Source organism: Caballeronia sp. INDeC2 (genome assembly GCF_023631325.1).
Classification (GTDB): Bacteria; Pseudomonadota; Gammaproteobacteria; order Burkholderiales; family Burkholderiaceae; genus Caballeronia.
The window spans coordinates 406266-423652 of record NZ_JALQDG010000003.1; the positions used below are offsets into that span (position 1 = coordinate 406266).

Annotated in this window: 17 protein-coding genes; 5 read left to right on the top strand and 12 right to left on the bottom strand. The window is 64.9% G+C overall.

Translation table 11 applies throughout. The annotated features are described in order from the left end of the window. Positions 1 to 33: 33 nt before the first annotated feature. Positions 34 to 594, bottom strand: coding sequence for a YggT family protein (locus NCS28_RS03530; RefSeq protein ID WP_061135634.1), 561 nt, complete (start codon positions 592 to 594; stop codon positions 34 to 36). A 742-nt stretch (positions 595 to 1336) separates the two neighbouring features. On the opposite strand from NCS28_RS03530, the gene NCS28_RS03535 reads away from it, so the two are divergent. The 3 genes from NCS28_RS03535 to NCS28_RS03545 all read left to right on the top strand — a co-directional run bounded on the left by NCS28_RS03535 (position 1337) and on the right by NCS28_RS03545 (position 3271). After that, positions 1337 to 1555 carry a hypothetical protein gene (locus tag NCS28_RS03535; protein WP_250513073.1) on the top strand — a complete coding sequence of 73 codons (219 nt, stop codon included), beginning with the start codon at positions 1337 to 1339 and terminating at the stop codon, positions 1553 to 1555. A gap of 331 nt (positions 1556 to 1886) precedes the next feature. Next, positions 1887 to 2180 (top strand): hypothetical protein, encoded by a 294-nt coding sequence (locus NCS28_RS03540; RefSeq protein ID WP_250512493.1) that lies wholly within the window; start codon positions 1887 to 1889, stop codon positions 2178 to 2180. 125 nt (positions 2181 to 2305) lie between these two features. Continuing rightward, entirely contained in the window at positions 2306 to 3271 is a 966-nt protein-coding gene (locus NCS28_RS03545) for a threo-3-hydroxy-L-aspartate ammonia-lyase (protein ID WP_035505400.1), read from the top strand. A gap of 10 nt (positions 3272 to 3281) precedes the next feature. Here the strand turns inward: NCS28_RS03545 and NCS28_RS03550 are convergent, their stop codons facing one another. From NCS28_RS03550 to NCS28_RS03560, 3 genes are read right to left on the bottom strand one after another with little or no spacing between them, the layout of a single operon-like run. Then, complete coding sequence (locus NCS28_RS03550; protein WP_250512494.1) at positions 3282 to 3950, bottom strand: LysE family translocator; 669 nt, start codon at positions 3948 to 3950, stop codon at positions 3282 to 3284. A 4-nt stretch (positions 3951 to 3954) separates the two neighbouring features. Further along, entirely contained in the window at positions 3955 to 4950 is a 996-nt protein-coding gene (locus NCS28_RS03555) for an asparaginase (protein ID WP_250512495.1), read from the bottom strand. Then, positions 4947 to 6545, bottom strand: a complete 1599-nt coding sequence (locus tag NCS28_RS03560; RefSeq protein ID WP_250512496.1) for a UbiD family decarboxylase — start codon at positions 6543 to 6545, stop codon at positions 4947 to 4949. The genes NCS28_RS03555 and NCS28_RS03560 overlap by 4 nt, the downstream gene beginning before the upstream one ends. 587 nt (positions 6546 to 7132) lie before the next feature. Between NCS28_RS03560 and NCS28_RS03565 the strand changes: the two genes are divergently transcribed. Next, the gene (locus tag NCS28_RS03565) at positions 7133 to 8281 is read left to right on the top strand and encodes a transglycosylase SLT domain-containing protein (protein WP_250512497.1); all 1149 of its coding nucleotides are present in this window, start codon (positions 7133 to 7135) and stop codon (positions 8279 to 8281) included. 67 nt (positions 8282 to 8348) lie between these two features. Here the strand turns inward: NCS28_RS03565 and NCS28_RS03570 are convergent, their stop codons facing one another. The 8 genes from NCS28_RS03570 to NCS28_RS03605 form a co-directional block, all read right to left on the bottom strand. Continuing rightward, the gene (locus NCS28_RS03570; protein WP_250512498.1) at positions 8349 to 9542 is read right to left on the bottom strand and encodes a pyridoxal phosphate-dependent aminotransferase; all 1194 of its coding nucleotides are present in this window, start codon (positions 9540 to 9542) and stop codon (positions 8349 to 8351) included. Beyond that, positions 9543 to 9980 (bottom strand): transcription antitermination factor NusB, encoded by a 438-nt coding sequence (nusB, locus tag NCS28_RS03575; RefSeq protein WP_061118886.1) that lies wholly within the window; start codon positions 9978 to 9980, stop codon positions 9543 to 9545. It lies immediately after the preceding gene. Beyond that, entirely contained in the window at positions 9977 to 10486 is a 510-nt protein-coding gene (gene ribH / locus NCS28_RS03580; protein WP_061118887.1) for a 6,7-dimethyl-8-ribityllumazine synthase, read from the bottom strand. The genes nusB and ribH overlap by 4 nt, the downstream gene beginning before the upstream one ends. A 54-nt stretch (positions 10487 to 10540) precedes the next feature. Continuing rightward, positions 10541 to 11704 (bottom strand): bifunctional 3,4-dihydroxy-2-butanone-4-phosphate synthase/GTP cyclohydrolase II, encoded by a 1164-nt coding sequence (gene ribBA, locus NCS28_RS03585; RefSeq protein WP_250512499.1) that lies wholly within the window; start codon positions 11702 to 11704, stop codon positions 10541 to 10543. A 144-nt stretch (positions 11705 to 11848) separates the two neighbouring features. Further along, positions 11849 to 12463: a riboflavin synthase gene (locus NCS28_RS03590; protein WP_250512500.1), complete on the bottom strand. Its 615-nt coding sequence runs from the start codon at positions 12461 to 12463 to the stop codon at positions 11849 to 11851. Between the two features lie 29 nt (positions 12464 to 12492). Next, complete coding sequence (gene ribD, locus NCS28_RS03595) at positions 12493 to 13605, bottom strand: bifunctional diaminohydroxyphosphoribosylaminopyrimidine deaminase/5-amino-6-(5-phosphoribosylamino)uracil reductase RibD (protein ID WP_250512501.1); 1113 nt, start codon at positions 13603 to 13605, stop codon at positions 12493 to 12495. 18 nt (positions 13606 to 13623) lie between these two features. Continuing rightward, positions 13624 to 14907, bottom strand: a complete 1284-nt coding sequence (gene hemL, locus NCS28_RS03600) for a glutamate-1-semialdehyde 2,1-aminomutase (protein ID WP_250512502.1) — start codon at positions 14905 to 14907, stop codon at positions 13624 to 13626. 150 nt (positions 14908 to 15057) lie between these two features. Continuing rightward, positions 15058 to 15588, bottom strand: coding sequence for a hypothetical protein (locus NCS28_RS03605; protein WP_250512503.1), 531 nt, complete (start codon positions 15586 to 15588; stop codon positions 15058 to 15060). A 143-nt stretch (positions 15589 to 15731) separates the two neighbouring features. On the opposite strand from NCS28_RS03605, the gene NCS28_RS03610 reads away from it, so the two are divergent. Continuing rightward, on the top strand, positions 15732 to 16943 hold the full coding sequence (locus NCS28_RS03610; RefSeq protein ID WP_250512504.1) for a Bcr/CflA family multidrug efflux MFS transporter: 1212 nt from the start codon (positions 15732 to 15734) through the stop codon (positions 16941 to 16943). Positions 16944 to 17387 lie beyond the last annotated feature (444 nt).

Genomic DNA, 17387 nt, shown 5'->3' on the forward strand with positions numbered 1-17387 from the left:
CAACGCGTCCCGAGGCGCAATTGCGCGCGGCGCTCAGATTCCGAAGAGCGTCATCGACACGGCGACGCGCGTCACGACCATCAACAGCACCTGGACGATCACGAACAGCAGGATCGGCGAAAGATCGATGCCGCCAAGGCGCGGCAGGATGCGCCGCAGCGGATCGAGGAACGGCGCGGTGATCTGATAGAGCAGCGGCATCGCCGGCGATTGCGGATTGAGCCACGAAAGCAGCGCCATCAGGATCGTCACCCAGATGATCAGATTGAGCGCCCACTTGACGACGGTCAGCAGCGCGACGAGCAGAAGGATCGGCACCATGAGCGTCGGATCGACGCCCGCGAGGACGACCATCAGCGTGACATAGACAGCCGATGCGATGAACGCCGCGACGATGCTCGCCCAGTCGATCTTCCCGCCAGGCAGGATCTTGCGCAGCGGCAGGACGAGCCAGTTGGTCGCCTGCATGACGGCGTTCGACACTGGGTTGTAGGGCGGCATGCGCACGACCTGTATCCATGCGCGCAGCAAAAGCGCCGCGCCGAACAGGGTGAAAAGCGTGTTGAGCAGAAAACGGGCGATATCGCCGAACATCTCGGGTCCTCTAGGATGCGTGCGCAGTGTCGCGACGTGCGCCGGGTCGTAATGACGAAATGACGAAAGGGTGGTGGAACGCGCGGACGCTAGCGGGCGCGGATCCGCTCGATGGTGGTCCCGGAGGTGCGGCCGCCTGTACGGCGCGAATCGTGAATGCTGACCTTGATCATTGTTCGTTCTCTGGACTTGAGTGTCGTGCCGAAGTCAACGCGGCGCGCCGGTGCGCGATTTGCACCGTGCCCTTCGATGAAGCTTCGCGATTTACCGATGCGGCGACTCGAATTCCCCGCCCAAGAGGCGTGCCTGATGGGGCGCCGGACGTCACCATAACATGGCTTTAGGGCCGCTTGGGGACGTTGTCGCACGCGGCGCAAGCGATTCTCCGGACAATCACATGAAAGGCAAGTGAAAGTGGCCGGCAACGATGCTCGGACCGCCAATCCCGTCGTCGGAAAACCCTGTGTTGCCAATTTGAGACGGTCGCGAAAAGGCGCATTTCCCACAAAACTGGCAGGATATAAATAGGAAAAGCGAAAGTTCGAATGGTCGCACACCGCCCGAAGTTTTCTGGTGAAAGCACGGCGCGCGAAACGGATAAGCGGCTCCGCCCGAAGGGCATGTTTTCTGCTGTACGTGGTTGAACGCACAATCGACGGTAATTCTTGGTCTCTTTGCGAACATCGAGGAACGAGCAGGCGCTCAATACTAAAGAGAAGACGGATTCAGCGGGAGACGGCACATGGCCGAAGGCGGTCGCTCTCCCATCGAGGTTCATTCGCTACGTTCGGAGGTCGCCGTGAGCATTTTCTCTTATCGAAAGCATCTGCGATTCTTGAGCCAGGCCCAGCGGCGCCGCTGGTGGGATCAGAAAAAGCGCCTGACGCCGCGGGTGGTTATCGGCGGGGCGTATGTTCCGCCAAACGTCACGCGTGAATTCGCTTATGTGAAAGTAGGCTAAAACGCGCCCAACAATCTCGCGCTGTACGTGAAAAGCCCCGCCGGGCGCGTTGTCCGGCGGGGCTTTTCCGTTCATTTGTAAATAGACGTTACGCGTGTTTTATTACTCTCGACGAGGTACGTCGCACGCGTACCGCGGATGTCCGCCGAACGGCCGCTCCGCGCGCATTCGCGGGCGACGCCTGGCTTTCAATCCCGCGCCGACGTTAAGAAACTTGCAATTTGCAACAAATGGTCCATGCGACCGATCGTCTTTTTCGATAAATTGAGTTCATCCGTCGCTCGTGAGCCGTAGGATCCGGCCAACACGCGAAGCGGCGAGGAGAACTAAAGTGAAAAAGCTCGGTGGTTTGTTGGTTGCTGGTGCGCTCGGCGTCGGTTTTGTCAGTGCCGCGCAGGCGCATGTCTCGATTGGCGTGGGCATCGGGGTGCCGTCCTATCCGGTGTATGCGGCGCCGCCCGCGCCCGTCTATGTGGCTCCGCCGCAGCCGGTGTACGTCGCGCCGCCGCCGCCCGTCGTCTATGCGCCGCCGCCCGCCGTCGTCGTAGGCGGATACGGCTACTACGGCCGTCCGTACTATCGGCATCACGGCTACTACCGTCATGGTCCGGGCTGGCGTTATTGATCGGTCCAGTCGGCGAATCCGGAAGGCGATGCGAGCGTGCATCGCCTTCTTTCGTTTCAGGGCTTTTGAATTCGGCGACGGAACTGGGAGAATGGTGATTCCCTTCAACTCGCACGCCCACGCCGATGTCCTCTCTTCCCGCCCCGACTTTCGATGATGTCGCCGATGCCGCCCGGCGCATCGAAGGCGTCGCCCATCGCACGCCCGTCCTGACTTCGCGCACCGCCGACGCCATCGCGGGCGCGTCGCTCTTTTTCAAGTGCGAGAACTTCCAGCGCATGGGCGCGTTCAAGTTCCGCGGCGCGTACAACGCGCTCTCCCATTTCGACGACCGGCAACGCGCCGCGGGCGTCATCACCTATTCGTCGGGCAACCACGCGCAGGCGATCGCGCTGTCTGCGAAGCTCGCCGGCATCCGCGCGACGATCGTGATGCCCGAGGACGCGCCCGCCGCGAAGATGGAAGCGACGCGCGGTTACGGCGGCGAAGTGATCACCTACGACCGCTACACGCAAAACCGCGAGGAAATCGGCCGCAAGCTGGCCGAAGAGCGCGGCATGACGCTGATCCCGCCTTACGATCATCCGCATGTGATCGCTGGGCAGGGCACGTCGGCGAAGGAACTGATCGAGGAAACCGGGCCGCTCGATTATTTGTTCGTGTGTCTGGGCGGCGGTGGCCTCATCGGCGGATGCGCGCTCGCGGCGGCGGCGCTGTCGCCGGACTGCAAGGTGATCGGCGTCGAGCCGGAAGCGGGTAACGACGCGCAGCAATCGCTCGCGCGCGGCGAAATCGTGCATATCGAAGTGCCGCGCACGATCGCCGATGGCGCCGCGTCCACGCATGTCGGCGAATACAACTTCCCGATCATCCAGCGTCACGTCGACCGGATCGTCACCGTCAGCGATGCGCAGTTGATCGAGACGCTGCGCTTCTTCGCGCAGCGCATGAAGATGGTCGTCGAGCCGACCGGCTGTCTCGCGGCGGCCGCCGTGCTTCAAAAGGTCGTGCCGGTCGAAGGCAAGCGGGTCGGCGTGATCGTGTCGGGCGGCAACGTCGATCTCGCGAAGCTGGCTCAGTTCGTCGCGTGATGATGCATCGTCACGATGTCGCGTTGACGATCAAATCACGGTAGCCGTTGACGATCACGCTGTACGCGAAGTACGCGAATAGCACCGCGGACATCACGTGGCACGCGCGCAGGAGTTGAGTTCCGGCGCGCTTTCTGCCGTGGCTCGCGAGCGTGCAGATGAAGATCGTCCAGCCGAGTCCGCCGCAGAAGAACCCGATCAGAAACACGGACGCGGAGACGGTGCTCGTCGCGCCGGACTTCGCGATAAGCGCGCCGCCGACCGCCGCGAACCACAGAATCGCGCTCGGCGACGACACGGCGAGCAGGCATCCGCGCAAAAAGCTTTTCCAGTGCCCGGGGCGCGGCACGGCGAGATCCGCTTCCCCTTCGACGGGCGGCGCGGAAGCGGGATTGAGCGCCTCACGCGCCATCTTCCACGTCAAGACGAGCAGCACGATCGCGCCGCCGATCCACACGACCCAGCGCACCGCGGAAAACTGCAGCAGCGCGGACATCCCCGCGAGCGCGAGCATCGCGTAGACCAGATCGCCGAAACACGTCCCCAAGCCGAGCACGAGCCCCGGTTTGAAGCCGTGCGACAGCGCGAGCGAAATGATCGCGACGTTCGCGATTCCGATATCCAGACACAGCGACAGCGACAGAAAAAAACCGTCCGACAGCAACGACCACGAATGCATGTTTTTATTGATGGTTGTGAAGCGAGAAGCTCACGTCGAGACGGCCGGTCGGCACGTTCATCGTGTTGCGCGTCGGCGGATTGCGGAACGCGGCGAGCGCGTCGCGCTGCTGTTGTGTGCCGATGCCGAGCGTATCGAGCACATGGACGACGACCGCGTTGAGCACCGCTGTGTTGCCGTCCTCGACCTTCACCGCGATGCCGATCGGACCTTGCTCGCGGCGCACGCCGATCGCATAGCTCGCATCCGCGCCGGTCTTGCCGACGAGCGCGCCGCCGAACGCCTGCATCAGCAGCGTGCAGAAGCGTCCTTCGCCGGCGACGAGTTCCGGATGCGACGTCATCGCGCGATGGATGCGCGCAAGCGGCGAGCCTTCCGGTGCGGCGGCGATCTTCATGAAGAGCCGCGCGAGACGGTCGAGCGGGAAGGCGGGCGTCGGCAGATTGCAGCCGTCGATGGCCCATTGCACGTCGTCGTCGGCGAGATCGACGGCGCGCGCGACCGTGCGCTTCACGTGCGCCTGCAGCGGATGATCGGGCAGGTCGTAATCGACGAGCGGCGCGTTCATCGCCCGCGCGCCCGCGAGCATGCCGGCGTGCTTGCCGGAGCAGTTGCTGCACGCGGCGGTCGGCGTGAACTCGCGCCTGATCCAGTCCTTGTACACGGCATCCGAGATCGGCGGATGGCCGCCGCAGCGCAGATCGCTTTCGCTCGCGTTCGACTTGGCGAGCATCGCGAGCGCGCGCTCGACATGACGCGGCTCGCTGCTATGGGATCCGCACATCAGCGCGAGGTCTTCGTCGGTGAAACCGAAGCGCTCGAGCGCGCCCGTTTCGATGACCGCGAGCGCCTGCGCGGGCTTCGCCGCCGAGCGCGGCAACGTTACGCGATGCGGATCGCCGAAGGAATGCACGAGGCGTCCGTTTGCATCGACGACGGCGACGTGCGCCGCGTGCGTGTTCTCGATGACATCGCCTCGATAAAGCGTCGCCGCGATCATGATTTATCCAGTCCGATTTCAGTCCACAGCGCATCGACGCGACGCTTCACCGCTTCGTCCATGACGATCGGACGGCCCCATTCGCGATTCGTCTCACCGGGCCATTTGTTGGTCGCGTCGAGTCCCATCTTCGAGCCGAGGCCCGCGACCGGCGACGCGAAGTCGAGATAGTCGATCGGCGTGTTGTCGACCATGACGGTGTCGCGCGTCGGATCGACACGCGTCGTGATGGCCCAGATCACTTCCTTCCAGTCGCGCACGTTCACGTCTTCATCCACCACGACGATGAACTTCGTGTACATGAACTGCCGCAGGAAGCTCCACACGCCGAACATCACGCGCTTCGCGTGGCCGGGGTAGCTCTTCTTCATCTGCACGATCGCCATGCGATAGCTGCAACCTTCGGGCGGCAGATAGAAATCGGTGATCTCGGTGAACTGCTTCTGCAAGAGCGGCACGAACACTTCGTTGAGCGCGACGCCGAGCACCGCGGGCTCGTCGGGCGGCTTGCCGGTGTAGGTGGAATGGAACAGCGCGTCGCGGCGCATCGTGATTTTCTCGACGGTGAAGACCGGAAACCACTCCTGCTCGTTGTAATAGCCGGTGTGATCGCCGTACGGTCCTTCGAGCGCGTGCTCGTATCTCGCGGCGGCGGACGCCGATGGACGCGGCGGCGCGCCTTCGGGCGCGGGCGGCGGCGTACCGTCTTGCGGATAGATGAAGCCTTCGAGCACGATCTCGGCGCGCGCCGGCACCTGAAGCGCATCGACGTCCGGCGTCAGGCACTTCGCGAGCTCGGTGCGCGAGCCGCGCAAGAGGCCCGCAAACTGATATTCGGACAACGAATCAGGCACGGGCGTCACGGCGCCGAGGATCGTCGCGGGATCGGCGCCGAGCACGACGGCCACCGGATACGGCTTGCCGGGATTCGCGAGCGCGAACTCGCGGAAATCGAGCGCGCCGCCGCGATGCGCGAGCCAGCGCATGATGAGCTTGTTGCGCCCAATGAGCTGCTGCCGATAGATGCCGAGATTCTGACGCGGCTTGTTCGGCCCGCGCGTGACGGTGAGACCCCAGGTGAGCAGCGGTCCGGCGTCGCCGGGCCAGCATGTCTGTATGGGCAGCCGACCGAGATCGACGTCCTTGCCTTCCCACACCACTTCCTGGCAAGGCGGCGCGCTCACCGACTTCGGCGCCATGTCCCACACGGCCTTCGCGAGCGAGAGGAGCTTGCCCGCGTCTTTCAGGCCCTTCGGCGGCTCGGGTTCCTTGAGCGCGGAGAGCAGCCTGCCGACATCGCGCAGCGAACCGAGCGCGGCGACGTCGCTGCCGAGGCTGACATCGGCGCCGCTCTGCGCCTCGGTTTCGATGCCCATGCCGAGCGCGACGCGCCGGGTCGTGCCGAACAGGTTGGCGAGCACGGGCATCGTGTGGCCGGTGGGCGCTTCGAATAGCAGCGCCGGCCCGCCCGTGCGCAACACGCGATCCGAGACTTCGGTGATTTCGAGAACGGGGGAAACGGGCTGCCGAATGCGGCGCAATTCACCGAGCGCCTCGAGGCGGGCAGTGAAGTCGCGCAGATCTTTGTATTTCATCGATGGTCGAAATTGGACTCGAAGGCGCCGGAGCGCGAGGCTCGACGGCGGGACGGCTGCGCGCGAAGCGATTGTCGATTTTACCTGCGTCGGCGTCAGTGCGTTGGGGGACATTCAGCGAATTCCGCTGGAAATCGCCCGTGAGACGTAGTTTCCAGACGTTGAACACTGTTCAATATAACTGTAAGTAATTGAAACACAAGTCTTTAGCATTGACGGATAATTAAACCCTGTTAGAATCCGTTGGAATCCATTGCAGGTTTTGAAACTTTTTACCTTCGCCTCAGGTCTGTCTGACGCAACATGCGTCGCCTGCGCCGTTCCTGCCCGGCGACTCATGGTGTTTGGTTGTCATTGCCGGCGTTTCTCGCGCCGGTTTTTCGCGTGGAAAGCCACGTGCGCATTGAGGGCATGAAGTTCGTGCCGCGCAGCCCGGCAGTTTTTTGCCGGATCGGCTTTCCAGACGGCGCATGCCGTATCCCCGATGCCGCTGACGCTTGCCGAGAGCGAGCGGTGTCTGATTTGCGCTCCGAATACGTGCTTTATTCGTATTCATCTGCGCAAATCATGCAACATTGGGAGTATCGATGAACACTTCGGTTTGGTGGGGTTCCGACACCCGCGCCGCACAGTTCGTGCGCGTCGCGATACGTCGCGGACGCCGTTTGAGTCACCATGTCTTCGCGATGGTCGGTTGCGCCGCCGTCGTCAGCGCACTCGCACTGTGGTTGTTGCCCTCGTGGCGCACGAACTTTGCCGCAAGGATCATGCCTTTCGTGTCGGCTGCCGTTCAGGCAGGACCGGCGCGCCTGCTCGCGGGCCAGCCGCTGCCGCCCTTCTCGGCGGTCCATCGCGCGCCTGGCGACGCCGCGCTGGCGGTGAACGTCGCTGCGAACGCGGCTCCGTCGGATAGCGCCAAGGCGCCCGGCGCGGGCCCGTCGCTCGGCGCCGCCGCCAGCGACGACGCGAGCACGCATCAGCTCACTGGCGGCATCAGCCTCGCCGTGTCGCCCAACGGGCTCGATCCGCGCACCATGCCGTCTGTCGGCATGCTGGCGAGCATGATTCCGGCACAGCGCGTAGTCGCCGACGCACGCGACGACCGTGTGCTCGTATCGACGCGTGAGCAGAAGCTCGTCTCGAACTTCATCGCGAGACGTTACCGCGTGGCGGAAGAGCCTGTCGCCGAGCTCGTGCGCGCCGCGTTCGACACGGGTCGCGAAGTCGGCCTCGATCCGCTTCTGCTGCTGTCCGTCATGGCGATCGAATCGGGCTTCAATCCCTACGCTGAAAGCGGCGTCGGCGCGCAGGGCCTGATGCAGGTGATGTCGAAGGTTCATTCCGACAAGTTCGAATACTTCGGCGGCTCGCATGCGGCGCTCGATCCGCTCGCGAACATCAAGGTCGGCGCGCTCGTGCTGAAGGATTGCATCGCGCGTGGCGGTTCGGTGGCGGGTGGCCTGCGCTATTACGTCGGTTCGACGACGCAGGACGACGGCGGTTACGGCGCAAAGGTGCTGGCCGAGCGTACGCGTCTGCGCGATGTCGCGCGCGGCCGCAACGTGCCGATCAACGCGCCGCAGGCGCCGGTTCAGGCTGCGCCGAAGCAGGTTCTGGCCTCGACCGCCGCGGACAAGCGCGTACACGTCACCATCGATTCGGCTAAGAAGTCGGCCGCGCAAGACGACGGCGACGGCGAGACGAAGCACGTCGCATCGGCGGAGTTCGGCGCTTAAATATTTCGTCGGACACAAAGAGAAAGGGCACCTTGCGGTGCCCTTTTTTCGCTTCTGCGACTCGCTTTTATCGGCGGAACAGCGCGCCAAGCCGCTCGACCGCTTCTTCTAGCTTCGAATACGCCGTCGCATACGACAGACGGATGTAGCGCTCCGGCGCATGGAACCCGAAGTCCGCGCCCGGCACGAGCACAACGCCCGCGTCGTGGAGCATCGAGTGCGTGAGCGCGTCGCTGTTGCCGGCGGCGGGGTGATGAACCGTCGTCGTATCGGCGTAGACGTAGAACGCGCCGTCGGGCACGACCGGCACGCCGAAGCCGAGCGAGCGCAGCGCCGGCACGATGTAATCGCGCCGCCGCTTGAATTCGAGGCGGCGCGCTTCGTAGATCGCGATCGTCTGCGGCTCGAAACACGCGAGCGCCGCGTGCTGCGCGAGCGCCGACGCACAGATGAACAGGTTCTGCGACAGCTTTTCGACCGCGCTCACCATCGAGTGCGGCACGACGAGCCAGCCGAGCCGCCAGCCGGTCATGTTGAAGTATTTGGAAAAGCTGTTCACGGTGACGACGTCGTCGCCGAAGGAAAGGGCGGACACGGGTTTCGCGTCGTAGCTCAAGCCCTGATAGATCTCGTCGACGATCGTGAAGCCGCCGCGCGCGCGCACCGTGTCGACGATGCGCCGCAGTTCGTCCGGCTCGATCGACGTACCCGTGGGATTCGACGGCGACGCGAGCAGCACGCCGCGCGTGGCCGGTCCCCAGTTTTCGTCGACATGTTCCGCGGTCAACTGGAAGCGCTCGGCCGGACCGCTCGCGATGAGCACCGGCTTGCCATCCGCCGCTGACACGAAATGCCGGTTGCACGGATAGCACGGATCGGGCATCAGCACTTCGTCGCCGTTATCGACGAGCGCCATGCACGCGAGCAGCAGCGCCGCCGACGCGCCCGCCGTCACGACGATGCGCTCCGGATCGACCGTCAGGCCGAACGTATCGCGATAATGCCGCGCGATCGCCTCGCGCAGCGGCGTGATGCCGAGCGCGTTGGTGTATTGCGTGACGCCGCGCTTCAACGCATCGGCGGCGGCGTGGATCACGGGCTCGGGCGCGGTGAAGTCCGGCTCGCCGATGCTCATGTGGATGACGTCGCGGCCCGCGCGCTCGAGCGCCTGCGCCTCTTTCATCAGCTCCATCACGTAGAACGGCTCGATCGCATCGACGCGCGACGCCAGCCGGACGAGCGGTTCCGCACCCTGGTTCATTTACGCTCCGCGTCCGCGCGCCTGCGCCTCTGTGGGACGCATCACGACGGCGAGCTTGTCGAGCACGCCGTTCACGTATTTGTAGCCGTCCGAGCCGCCGAAGGTTTTCGTCAGTTCGACCGCCTCGTTGATGACGACGCGATACGGCACGTCGATGTGATGCTTGAACTCGAACGCGGCGACCAGCAGCACCGCGCGCTCGACCGGCGACAACTGCTCGATCGGGCGGTCGAGGCACGGCTGCAACTGTTCGGACAGCGCCGCGGATTCCTTGATCACGCCATGCAGGATCGCATCGAGATGCGCCTGATCGGCCTTGTCGAAGCCTTGCGCGTTGCGCAGTTGCGCGTCGATTTCGCCGGCGGGCGCGCCCGACAGCAACCATTGATAAAGCCCTTGCGTCGCGAGTTCGCGCGAACGGCGTCGAGCGCTCTTCATGCGCGGTCCTCGTCTTCTTCGTCTTCGTCTTCGTCATCGCCGTCGAGTTGCTCGAGCGCGACGGACAGATTCGCCATTTCGACCGCCACACGCGCGGCGTCGCGGCCCTTTTCCGTCATGCGCGCAACGGCCTGCTCGTCGTTTTCCGTCGTCAGCACGGCGTTCGCGACCGGAATGCCGAAATCGAGTGCGATGCGCGAGATGCCCGAGCCGCTTTCGTTCGACACGAGCTCGAAGTGATACGTCTCGCCGCGCACGACGGCGCCGAGCGCGATCAGCGCGTCGAACTGGCCGGATTCCGCGAGCTTCTGCAGCGCGAGCGGAATTTCGAGCGCGCCCGGCACGGTGACCAGCAGCACGTCCTGGCCGATCACGCCGAGGCGCTCCAGCTCCTCGATGCACGCGTCGGCGAGGCCGTTGCACACCGGTTCGTTGAAGCGCGACTGCACGATGCCGATGCGCAAGCCGTCGCCGTCGAGGTTCGGCTGGTATTGTCCGATTTCCATGAATGAGGTCCTTCCCTTGGAATTGTGTGGAATAGGTTTGTGCGGCCGGCGGTCTCAGGCCGAGCGCAACTGGGTGATGGCGGTTTCCGTCGGCGCGGCGGTGGCGGGGCAGCCGGGCATCGGCACGAAGCCCGTCACTTCGAGCCCGTAGCCGGACATGCTGCCGAGCTTGCGCGGCGTCGCGAGCACTTCCATCTTGCCGACGCCGATATCGCGCAGAATCTGCGCGCCGATGCCGTAAGTCTTGAAGTCTATCGGGCGGCGCTTCAGCTCGGCCGCCTTGTCCTGCTGATCGAAGGCGCGAAACACGTCGACGAGATGCTCCTTCGTGTCGCCGCAATTGAGCATGACGATCGCGCCGAGATCGCGCGCGGCGATCTCCTTCATCGCGGCGTCGATGGTCCAGGAGTGCGTCGACGAATCGATTTCGAGCAGATCGAGCACCGAGAGCGGCTCGTGCACGCGCACCGGCGTTTCGCGGTCGGGATGCGGCGTGCCGCGCACGAGCGCGATGTGCGGCGAGTGCGTCGGCTCGTCGCGATACAGCACCGCGCGGAACGGGCCGTGCGCGGTCTGCATCGTGCGTTCGCAGACTTTCTCGATGATCGACTCGGTGCGGCTGCGATAGTGGATCAGATCGGCGATCGTGCCGATCTTGATGCCGTGCCGCTCGCCGAATTCGATGAGATCCGGCAGGCGCGCCATCTCGCCGTCGTCCTTGATGATCTCGCAGATAACAGCGGCGGGCGTAAGGCCCGCGAGCGCGGTCAGATCGCAGCCCGCTTCGGTGTGGCCGGCGCGCACGAGCACGCCGCCCGGCTGCGCCATGATCGGGAACACGTGGCCCGGCTGGACGATGTGCTCGGCACGCGCGTCGTGCGCGACCGCCGTGGCGATCGTCTTGGCGCGGTCCGAGGCGGAAATGCCGGTCGTCACGCCTTCGGCGGCTTCGATGCTCACCGTGAAGGCCGTGCCGTACTGCGTGCCGTTGCGATGCGTCATGAGCGGCAGGTTCAGTTGACGGCAGCGCTCCTGCGTGAGCGTGAGGCAGATCAGGCCGCGGCCGTGCTTCGCCATGAAGTTGATGGCTTCGGGCGTGACGAATTCGGCGGCGACCACGAGATCGCCTTCATTTTCGCGGTCTTCTTCGTCGACGAGGATCACCATCCGGCCGGCTTTAAGTTCAGCGATGATCTCAGGAGTGGAGGCGAGCGACATGATGACGTCCCGTGCGGGTCCGGTTTGGGGAAAGCGCGTATTTTACGCCACGGCCGATGGACAGTCGGTGAAATCGGCGGGCAGGCGGGCCGGAAGCCTTCGTTGCAAAACGAGCGGCCCGGCGCTGCGCCAAAGAGGCTCAGGTCACTGTGCGCTCATCATCCGCTCGACGTATCGGGCGATCAGATCGATTTCCAGATTGACCTTCACATCCCTGGAAAGCGCCCTGAGCGTCGTGACTTGGACAGTATGTGGAATCAGGTTGATGGAAAATTCGCAGCCGTCCGCACGGTCGCTGACGGAATTCACGGTAAGGCTCACGCCGTTCACCGTCACCGAGCCTTTGTAAGCCAGGTATTTGCCGATGTCCTTCGGCGCGACGATGCGCAGCTCATGCGATTCGCCGACGGGCTCGAACTTCGACACGACGCCCAGTCCGTCGACGTGGCCGGCAACGAGATGCCCACCGAGCCGGTCGTGCGCGCGCAACGCCTTCTCAAGATTCACGTCGACGCCCGCGGCGCCGAGGCCGACCGTCTTGTTGAGACTTTCGCGCGACACTTCGACATCGAACGCATCGGCCGACTTCTGGATTACCGTCATGCATGCGCCCTGAATCGCGACGCTGTCGCCGAGTTCGACATCGGCGAGATCGAGATCGCCCGCGGCGACCGTCAGACGAACGCCCGCTTGCGGCTCCGAACCGAGCGGCGTCACCTTCTCGATGCGGCCCACCGCCGCGACAATTCCTGTAAACATCGGCTTCGTTCCTTGAAATCGGTGTGTGATCAGCTTGCGACATTCGCCTCGGCGAAGCGCGCGAGTATGCGCAGATCGTCGCCGAGCCGGTCGATGCGATGAAATTTCAGATGCGGCCGCGCGTCGAGCGTGGCGGGCGGCGCGAAGTCGAACATGCCGGGCGCGCTGCCGAGCAGGCTCGGCGCGAGATAGACCAGCAGTTCGTCGACGCAGCCTTCGCGCAGCAGCGAGCCGTTCAGTTTGTGACCCGCTTCCACGTGCAGCTCGTTGATGCCGCGATCGGCGAGCGCAGTGAGCATTGCGGGCAGATCGACCTTGCCGTGCTCGTTCGACAGTTCGATCAGGTCCGCGCCTTTCTCACGCAGCGCGTCGATGCGCGCGGGATCGGCGTCGGCGGCATGGAAGATCCACGGCGGCGCGCCGTCGAGAATGCGCGCTTCGTTCGGCACGTCGAGACGGCTGTCGATCAAGACGCGTTGCGGCTGGCGCGGCGTGTCGACCGCGCGCACCGTCAGTTGCGGATCGTCCTCGCGCACCGTGCCGATGCCCGTCAGGATCGCGCAGGCGCGGGCGCGCCACGCGTGGCCGTCGGCGCGTGCGTCCTCGCCGGTGATCCACTGGCTTTCGCCGGTCGGCAGGCCGGTGCGGCCGTCGAGCGTGGCCGCGACTTTCATGCGCACCCACGGACGGCGGCGCGTCATGCGAGACACGAAGCCGATGTTCATCTCGTGCGCCTCGTTCGCGAGCAGCCCGCAACGCACGTCGATGCCCGCATCGCGCAGCATCGTGAGGCCGCGACCGGACACGGACGGGTTCGGATCTTCCATCGCGGCGATCACTTTCTCGACGCGCGCATCGATGAGCGCGTGCGCGCACGGCGGCGTGCGCCCGAAATGGCTGCACGGTTCGAGCGACACATACGCCGTCGCGCCGCGCGGATCCTTGCCGCGCGAACGGGCGTCTTTCAGCGCCTGTACTTCGGCGTGATCCTGGCCGGCAGGCTGCGTGTAGCCCATGCCGATCACTTCGCCGTTCTTGACGAGCACGCAGCCGACGCGAGGATTCGGCGTCGTCGTGTACATGCCCTTCGAGGCGAGCGCGAGCGCGCGCTCCATATACGTGAAGTCGGTTTGCGAGAACATCGGCGCGGTCCGCGAGCGTCAGGCGGCGAGCGACGCGAACGCGCCGCGCGCGGCGTCGAGGGTCGCGTCGATCACGGCGTCGTCGTGCGCGCTCGACACGAAGCCCGCCTCGAACGCCGAGGGCGCGAAATACACGCCCGCGTCGAGCATCGCGTGGAAGAACGCGTTGAAGCGCTGCGTGTCGCCCTGCTGGATCTGCGCGAAGCTGCCCGGCACGCGGTCCATGAAATACAGGCCGAACATGCCGCCGATCGAGTCGGCGGAGAAGGGCACTTTCGCATCGCGAGCAGCGGCGCCGAGGCCGTCGACGAGCTTGCGCGTCTGCTTGGCGAGATCGTCGTAGAAACCGCGGCGCTGGATCAGTTGCAGTGTCTTCAGGCCCGCGGCCACGGCGATCGGATTGCCCGACAGCGTGCCTGCCTGATACACGCCGCCGAGCGGCGCGAGATGAGCCATGATGTCGCGCCGTCCGCCGAACGCCGCCGCCGGCATGCCGCCGCCGATGACCTTGCCGAGACACGTGAGATCCGGCTTGATGCCGTAGACCTCTTGCGCGCCGCCGAGCGCGACGCGGAAACCGCACATCACTTCGTCGAAGATCAGCACCGCGCCGTACTCGGTGCAGCGCTCGCGCAGCGCGTTGAGGAATTCGGGCGTCGCGCGCACGAGATTCATGTTGCCCGCGACCGGCTCGACGATCACCGACGCGATTTCCGATCCGAACGCCTTGAACGCTTCGTCGAGCTGCTCGACGTTGTTGTACTCGAGCACGGTCGTGTGTTTCGCGATGTCGGCGGGCACGCCCGCAGACGTCGGATTGCCGAACGTCAGCAGGCCGGAACCGGCTTTCACGAGCAGGCTGTCCGCGTGGCCGTGATAGCAGCCCTCGAACTTGATGATGCGGCTGCGGTTCGTGAAGCCGCGCGCGAGGCGCAGCGCGCTCATCGTCGCTTCGGTGCCGGAGGACACCATGCGCACCTGTTCGATCGACGGCACGAGCTTGCAGATTTCCTCGGCGATCTCGATTTCGGCTTCCGTCGGCGCGCCGAAGGAAAAGCCGTCCGCGAGCACGCGCTGCACGGCCTCGAGCACTTCGGGATGGACGTGGCCGAGGATCATCGGGCCCCACGAGCCGATGTAGTCGATATAGCGCTTGCCGTCCGCATCCCAAAAATAGGCGCCTTGCGCGCGCTCGATGAAACGCGGCGTGCCGCCGACCGAGCGGAACGCGCGCACCGGCGAATTCACGCCGCCGGGAATGGTTCGCTGGGCGCGTTCGAAGAGAACTTGATTCTTGGACATGGATGAGGGCCTGCGCTGAAAATGGAAGCGGGGAGTCGCGAAGGGCGGACCGGCTCGAGCGGCGACGAGCGCGGCGTGCAGGACGCGGTCCGGCGCGAAGAAACGTTGCTGAAATTGTACCGGAGTCGTTGCAAACGGGCGGTGTCGCGCCTAGGTCGCGGGTGCTCGTTTCGCGGGTTTGCGCGTGACGCGGACGCTCGCTTCGCCGGGCATCGCGGGCGCGGACGGCGCGGGAGGCCGCGAGCGCCGTCCGGTTCGCTCGGTCCAGAGCTTTTCCAGCGCGCCCTCGGCCATCGGCTTGATGAGCGTGCCGGACATCTGCGCGTCCCACGTCTGCACGGAGAACGGATGCGCCCGCAATTCGTCGCGCGTGACGACGACCTCTTCGTGCGCATCGACGAGCCAGTCGTACACGAAGTCGATGCACAGCCGATAGCCGCGCTTGGCTTCGGCGTCGGGCACTTCGTACGGCGCGCGCGTCACCCAGCCGGACGCGAACACGCCCTTCGGTTCCTGCGACACGCGATGCACGAACACGCGATCGCCCGGCAAGAGCCCGCGCGCGGTCCCGCAGCCCCACACGTCGGCGACGGCTTCGCCCGTGGCCACGCGCCGCGCGAAGTCGGGCAACTCGGGCCACGGCCACTTTTTGGGGCTCCAGATCAGCAGAAAGGCGGTCATCGGATCGATGAAAAGAGAACCAAGCGAACGATGAGCTTATCGCAAGCAGGCGAACAGGGCCGGATCGCGGCGGGGCGTCGCGTACAATGATCGCTCGCGCGGCGCGAAGCCGCGTCGCATCCACATCCCCTTCTGCGAACTCCATGTCCGACACCATCCGTCGCCGGCCCGATGGCCGGCTGATCTTGTTGCTCGGCGCGCTCGCTGCGTGCGGCCCGCTGTCGATCGACATGTATCTGCCGAGCCTGCCTTCGCTCGCCGCCTCGTTCGGCACGAGCCCGGCGGCCGCGCAAAGCACGCTCACGAGTTTCATGTTCGGCTTCTCGTTCGGCATGCTGCTCTATGGCCCGATGTCCGACGCCTATGGCCGCCGGCCCGTCCTGCTCGGCGGCATCGCGTTGTATGCGCTCGCGAGCATCGGTTGCGCGGCGGCGCTTTCCATCGATGCGCTCGTCCTCGTGCGCTTTCTGCAGGCGCTCGGCGCGGGCGCGGCATCGGTGCTCGCGCGCGCCATCGCCCGCGACGCGCACGAACCGACCGACGCCGCCCGCGTGCTGTCGATGCTGTCCATCGTCACGTCGATCGGGCCGTTGCTCGCGCCGTTGATCGGCGGGCAATTGCTGCTGCTCGGCGGCTGGCGCGTCGTGTTCGTCGCGCTCACGCTCTTCGGCCTGACCTGCGCGGTGACCGCCTTTCTGCGCGTGCCCGAAACCTGGCCGAAGGAGAAGCGCGCGAGCGCGGCGGTCGGCAAGTCGTTCGCCGCGTATGGGCATCTGCTGACCGATGCCGTCACTTGGGGACACATGATGTGCGGCGGCATGGCGTTCGCGTCGATGTTCGCGTACATCACCGCGACGCCTTTCGTCTATATCGATTATTTCCACGTGAAGCCGCAGTACTACGGGCTGCTGTTCGGGCTGAACATCGTCGGGATCATCGCGGGGAATGTGCTCAACACGAAGTTCGTCGGCCGCGTTGGCGCAATGAAGATGATCTCCGCGGCGTCGTTCGTGAGTATCGCGGCGGCCCTCGCGGTCGCGCTCGTGTCGCTGACGGGCTGGGGCGGCTTGTGGTCGATTGTCGCGACGCTGTTTTTCGTCGTCGGCGTGGTCGGCTTATTGTCGGCCAATTGCACGACCGAGCTGATGCACCGCTATCCGCGCAACGCGGGCGCGGCCGCCGCCGTCTTCGGCGCGATGCAGCTTGCGCTCGGCGCGCTCGCGAGCCTCGCGGTCGGGCTTTTTCACGATGTATCGCCGCACGGCATGGGCATCGTGATCGGCGTATCCGGCGTGTTGACCTTCGCCGGGCGCACGCTCGTGTTGCGCTCGCATGCGGTGCCCGTGAAAGTCTGAGCGCCGCGCTTTCCGTCCGCGCAAAAGAAAAAACCTCGCGCGAGGGCGAGGTCGGAACTTGATGCTCATTGGGTCCTTGCAGGAGTACGCCTGGGTCAAAGGTGTGTACCGAGTCGAAGGCCGTTTTATGTGAGATCGGTCGAATCCTTGGGTCAAAAGGTGAAAGACCGTTCATGTGGGACTGCGGCAGGGGTCGATAAGCAATGTCCTCGTGTCGATGATCGGGTGAGCCAGGGTCAAAGGTGTTCCGATCGGGTTGCTTCGGTCAGTGAATATTCCCTGTTTGCCGGGCCCGCGCTCCACAACGCTGGCTTTACTCGCTTGCCGGTTTTGTCGACGAAACCGGCTTACGTGCTGCAACAAGGAATGCTTGTCACTATATTTGTCCGAGGCGGGCCGATGTATCGATGGAATTCGAATCCGAAATTTCCCTGCCTTTCACGC

Bases quoted from the DNA above. Each gene is read 5' to 3' on its own strand.
- NCS28_RS03610 (WP_250512504.1), top strand. From the start codon at position 15,732: ATGTCCGACACCATCCGTCGCCGGCCCGATGGCCGGCTGATCTTGTTG.
- NCS28_RS03560 (WP_250512496.1), bottom strand. From the start codon at position 6,545: ATGAAATACAAAGATCTGCGCGACTTCACTGCCCGCCTCGAGGCGCTC.
- NCS28_RS03590 (WP_250512500.1), bottom strand. From the start codon at position 12,463: ATGTTTACAGGAATTGTCGCGGCGGTGGGCCGCATCGAGAAGGTGACG.
- hemL (WP_250512502.1), bottom strand. From the start codon at position 14,907: ATGTCCAAGAATCAAGTTCTCTTCGAACGCGCCCAGCGAACCATTCCC.
- NCS28_RS03565 (WP_250512497.1), top strand. From the start codon at position 7,133: ATGAACACTTCGGTTTGGTGGGGTTCCGACACCCGCGCCGCACAGTTC.
- ribD (WP_250512501.1), bottom strand. From the start codon at position 13,605: ATGTTCTCGCAAACCGACTTCACGTATATGGAGCGCGCGCTCGCGCTC.
- NCS28_RS03530 (WP_061135634.1), bottom strand. From the start codon at position 594: ATGTTCGGCGATATCGCCCGTTTTCTGCTCAACACGCTTTTCACCCTG.
- NCS28_RS03555 (WP_250512495.1), bottom strand. From the start codon at position 4,950: ATGATCGCGGCGACGCTTTATCGAGGCGATGTCATCGAGAACACGCAC.
- NCS28_RS03545 (WP_035505400.1), top strand. From the start codon at position 2,306: ATGTCCTCTCTTCCCGCCCCGACTTTCGATGATGTCGCCGATGCCGCC.
- NCS28_RS03550 (WP_250512494.1), bottom strand. From the start codon at position 3,950: ATGCATTCGTGGTCGTTGCTGTCGGACGGTTTTTTTCTGTCGCTGTCG.
- ribBA (WP_250512499.1), bottom strand. From the start codon at position 11,704: ATGTCGCTCGCCTCCACTCCTGAGATCATCGCTGAACTTAAAGCCGGC.
- NCS28_RS03605 (WP_250512503.1), bottom strand. From the start codon at position 15,588: ATGACCGCCTTTCTGCTGATCTGGAGCCCCAAAAAGTGGCCGTGGCCC.
- NCS28_RS03570 (WP_250512498.1), bottom strand. From the start codon at position 9,542: ATGAACCAGGGTGCGGAACCGCTCGTCCGGCTGGCGTCGCGCGTCGAT.
- nusB (WP_061118886.1), bottom strand. From the start codon at position 9,980: ATGAAGAGCGCTCGACGCCGTTCGCGCGAACTCGCGACGCAAGGGCTT.
- NCS28_RS03535 (WP_250513073.1), top strand. From the start codon at position 1,337: ATGGCCGAAGGCGGTCGCTCTCCCATCGAGGTTCATTCGCTACGTTCG.
- ribH (WP_061118887.1), bottom strand. From the start codon at position 10,486: ATGGAAATCGGACAATACCAGCCGAACCTCGACGGCGACGGCTTGCGC.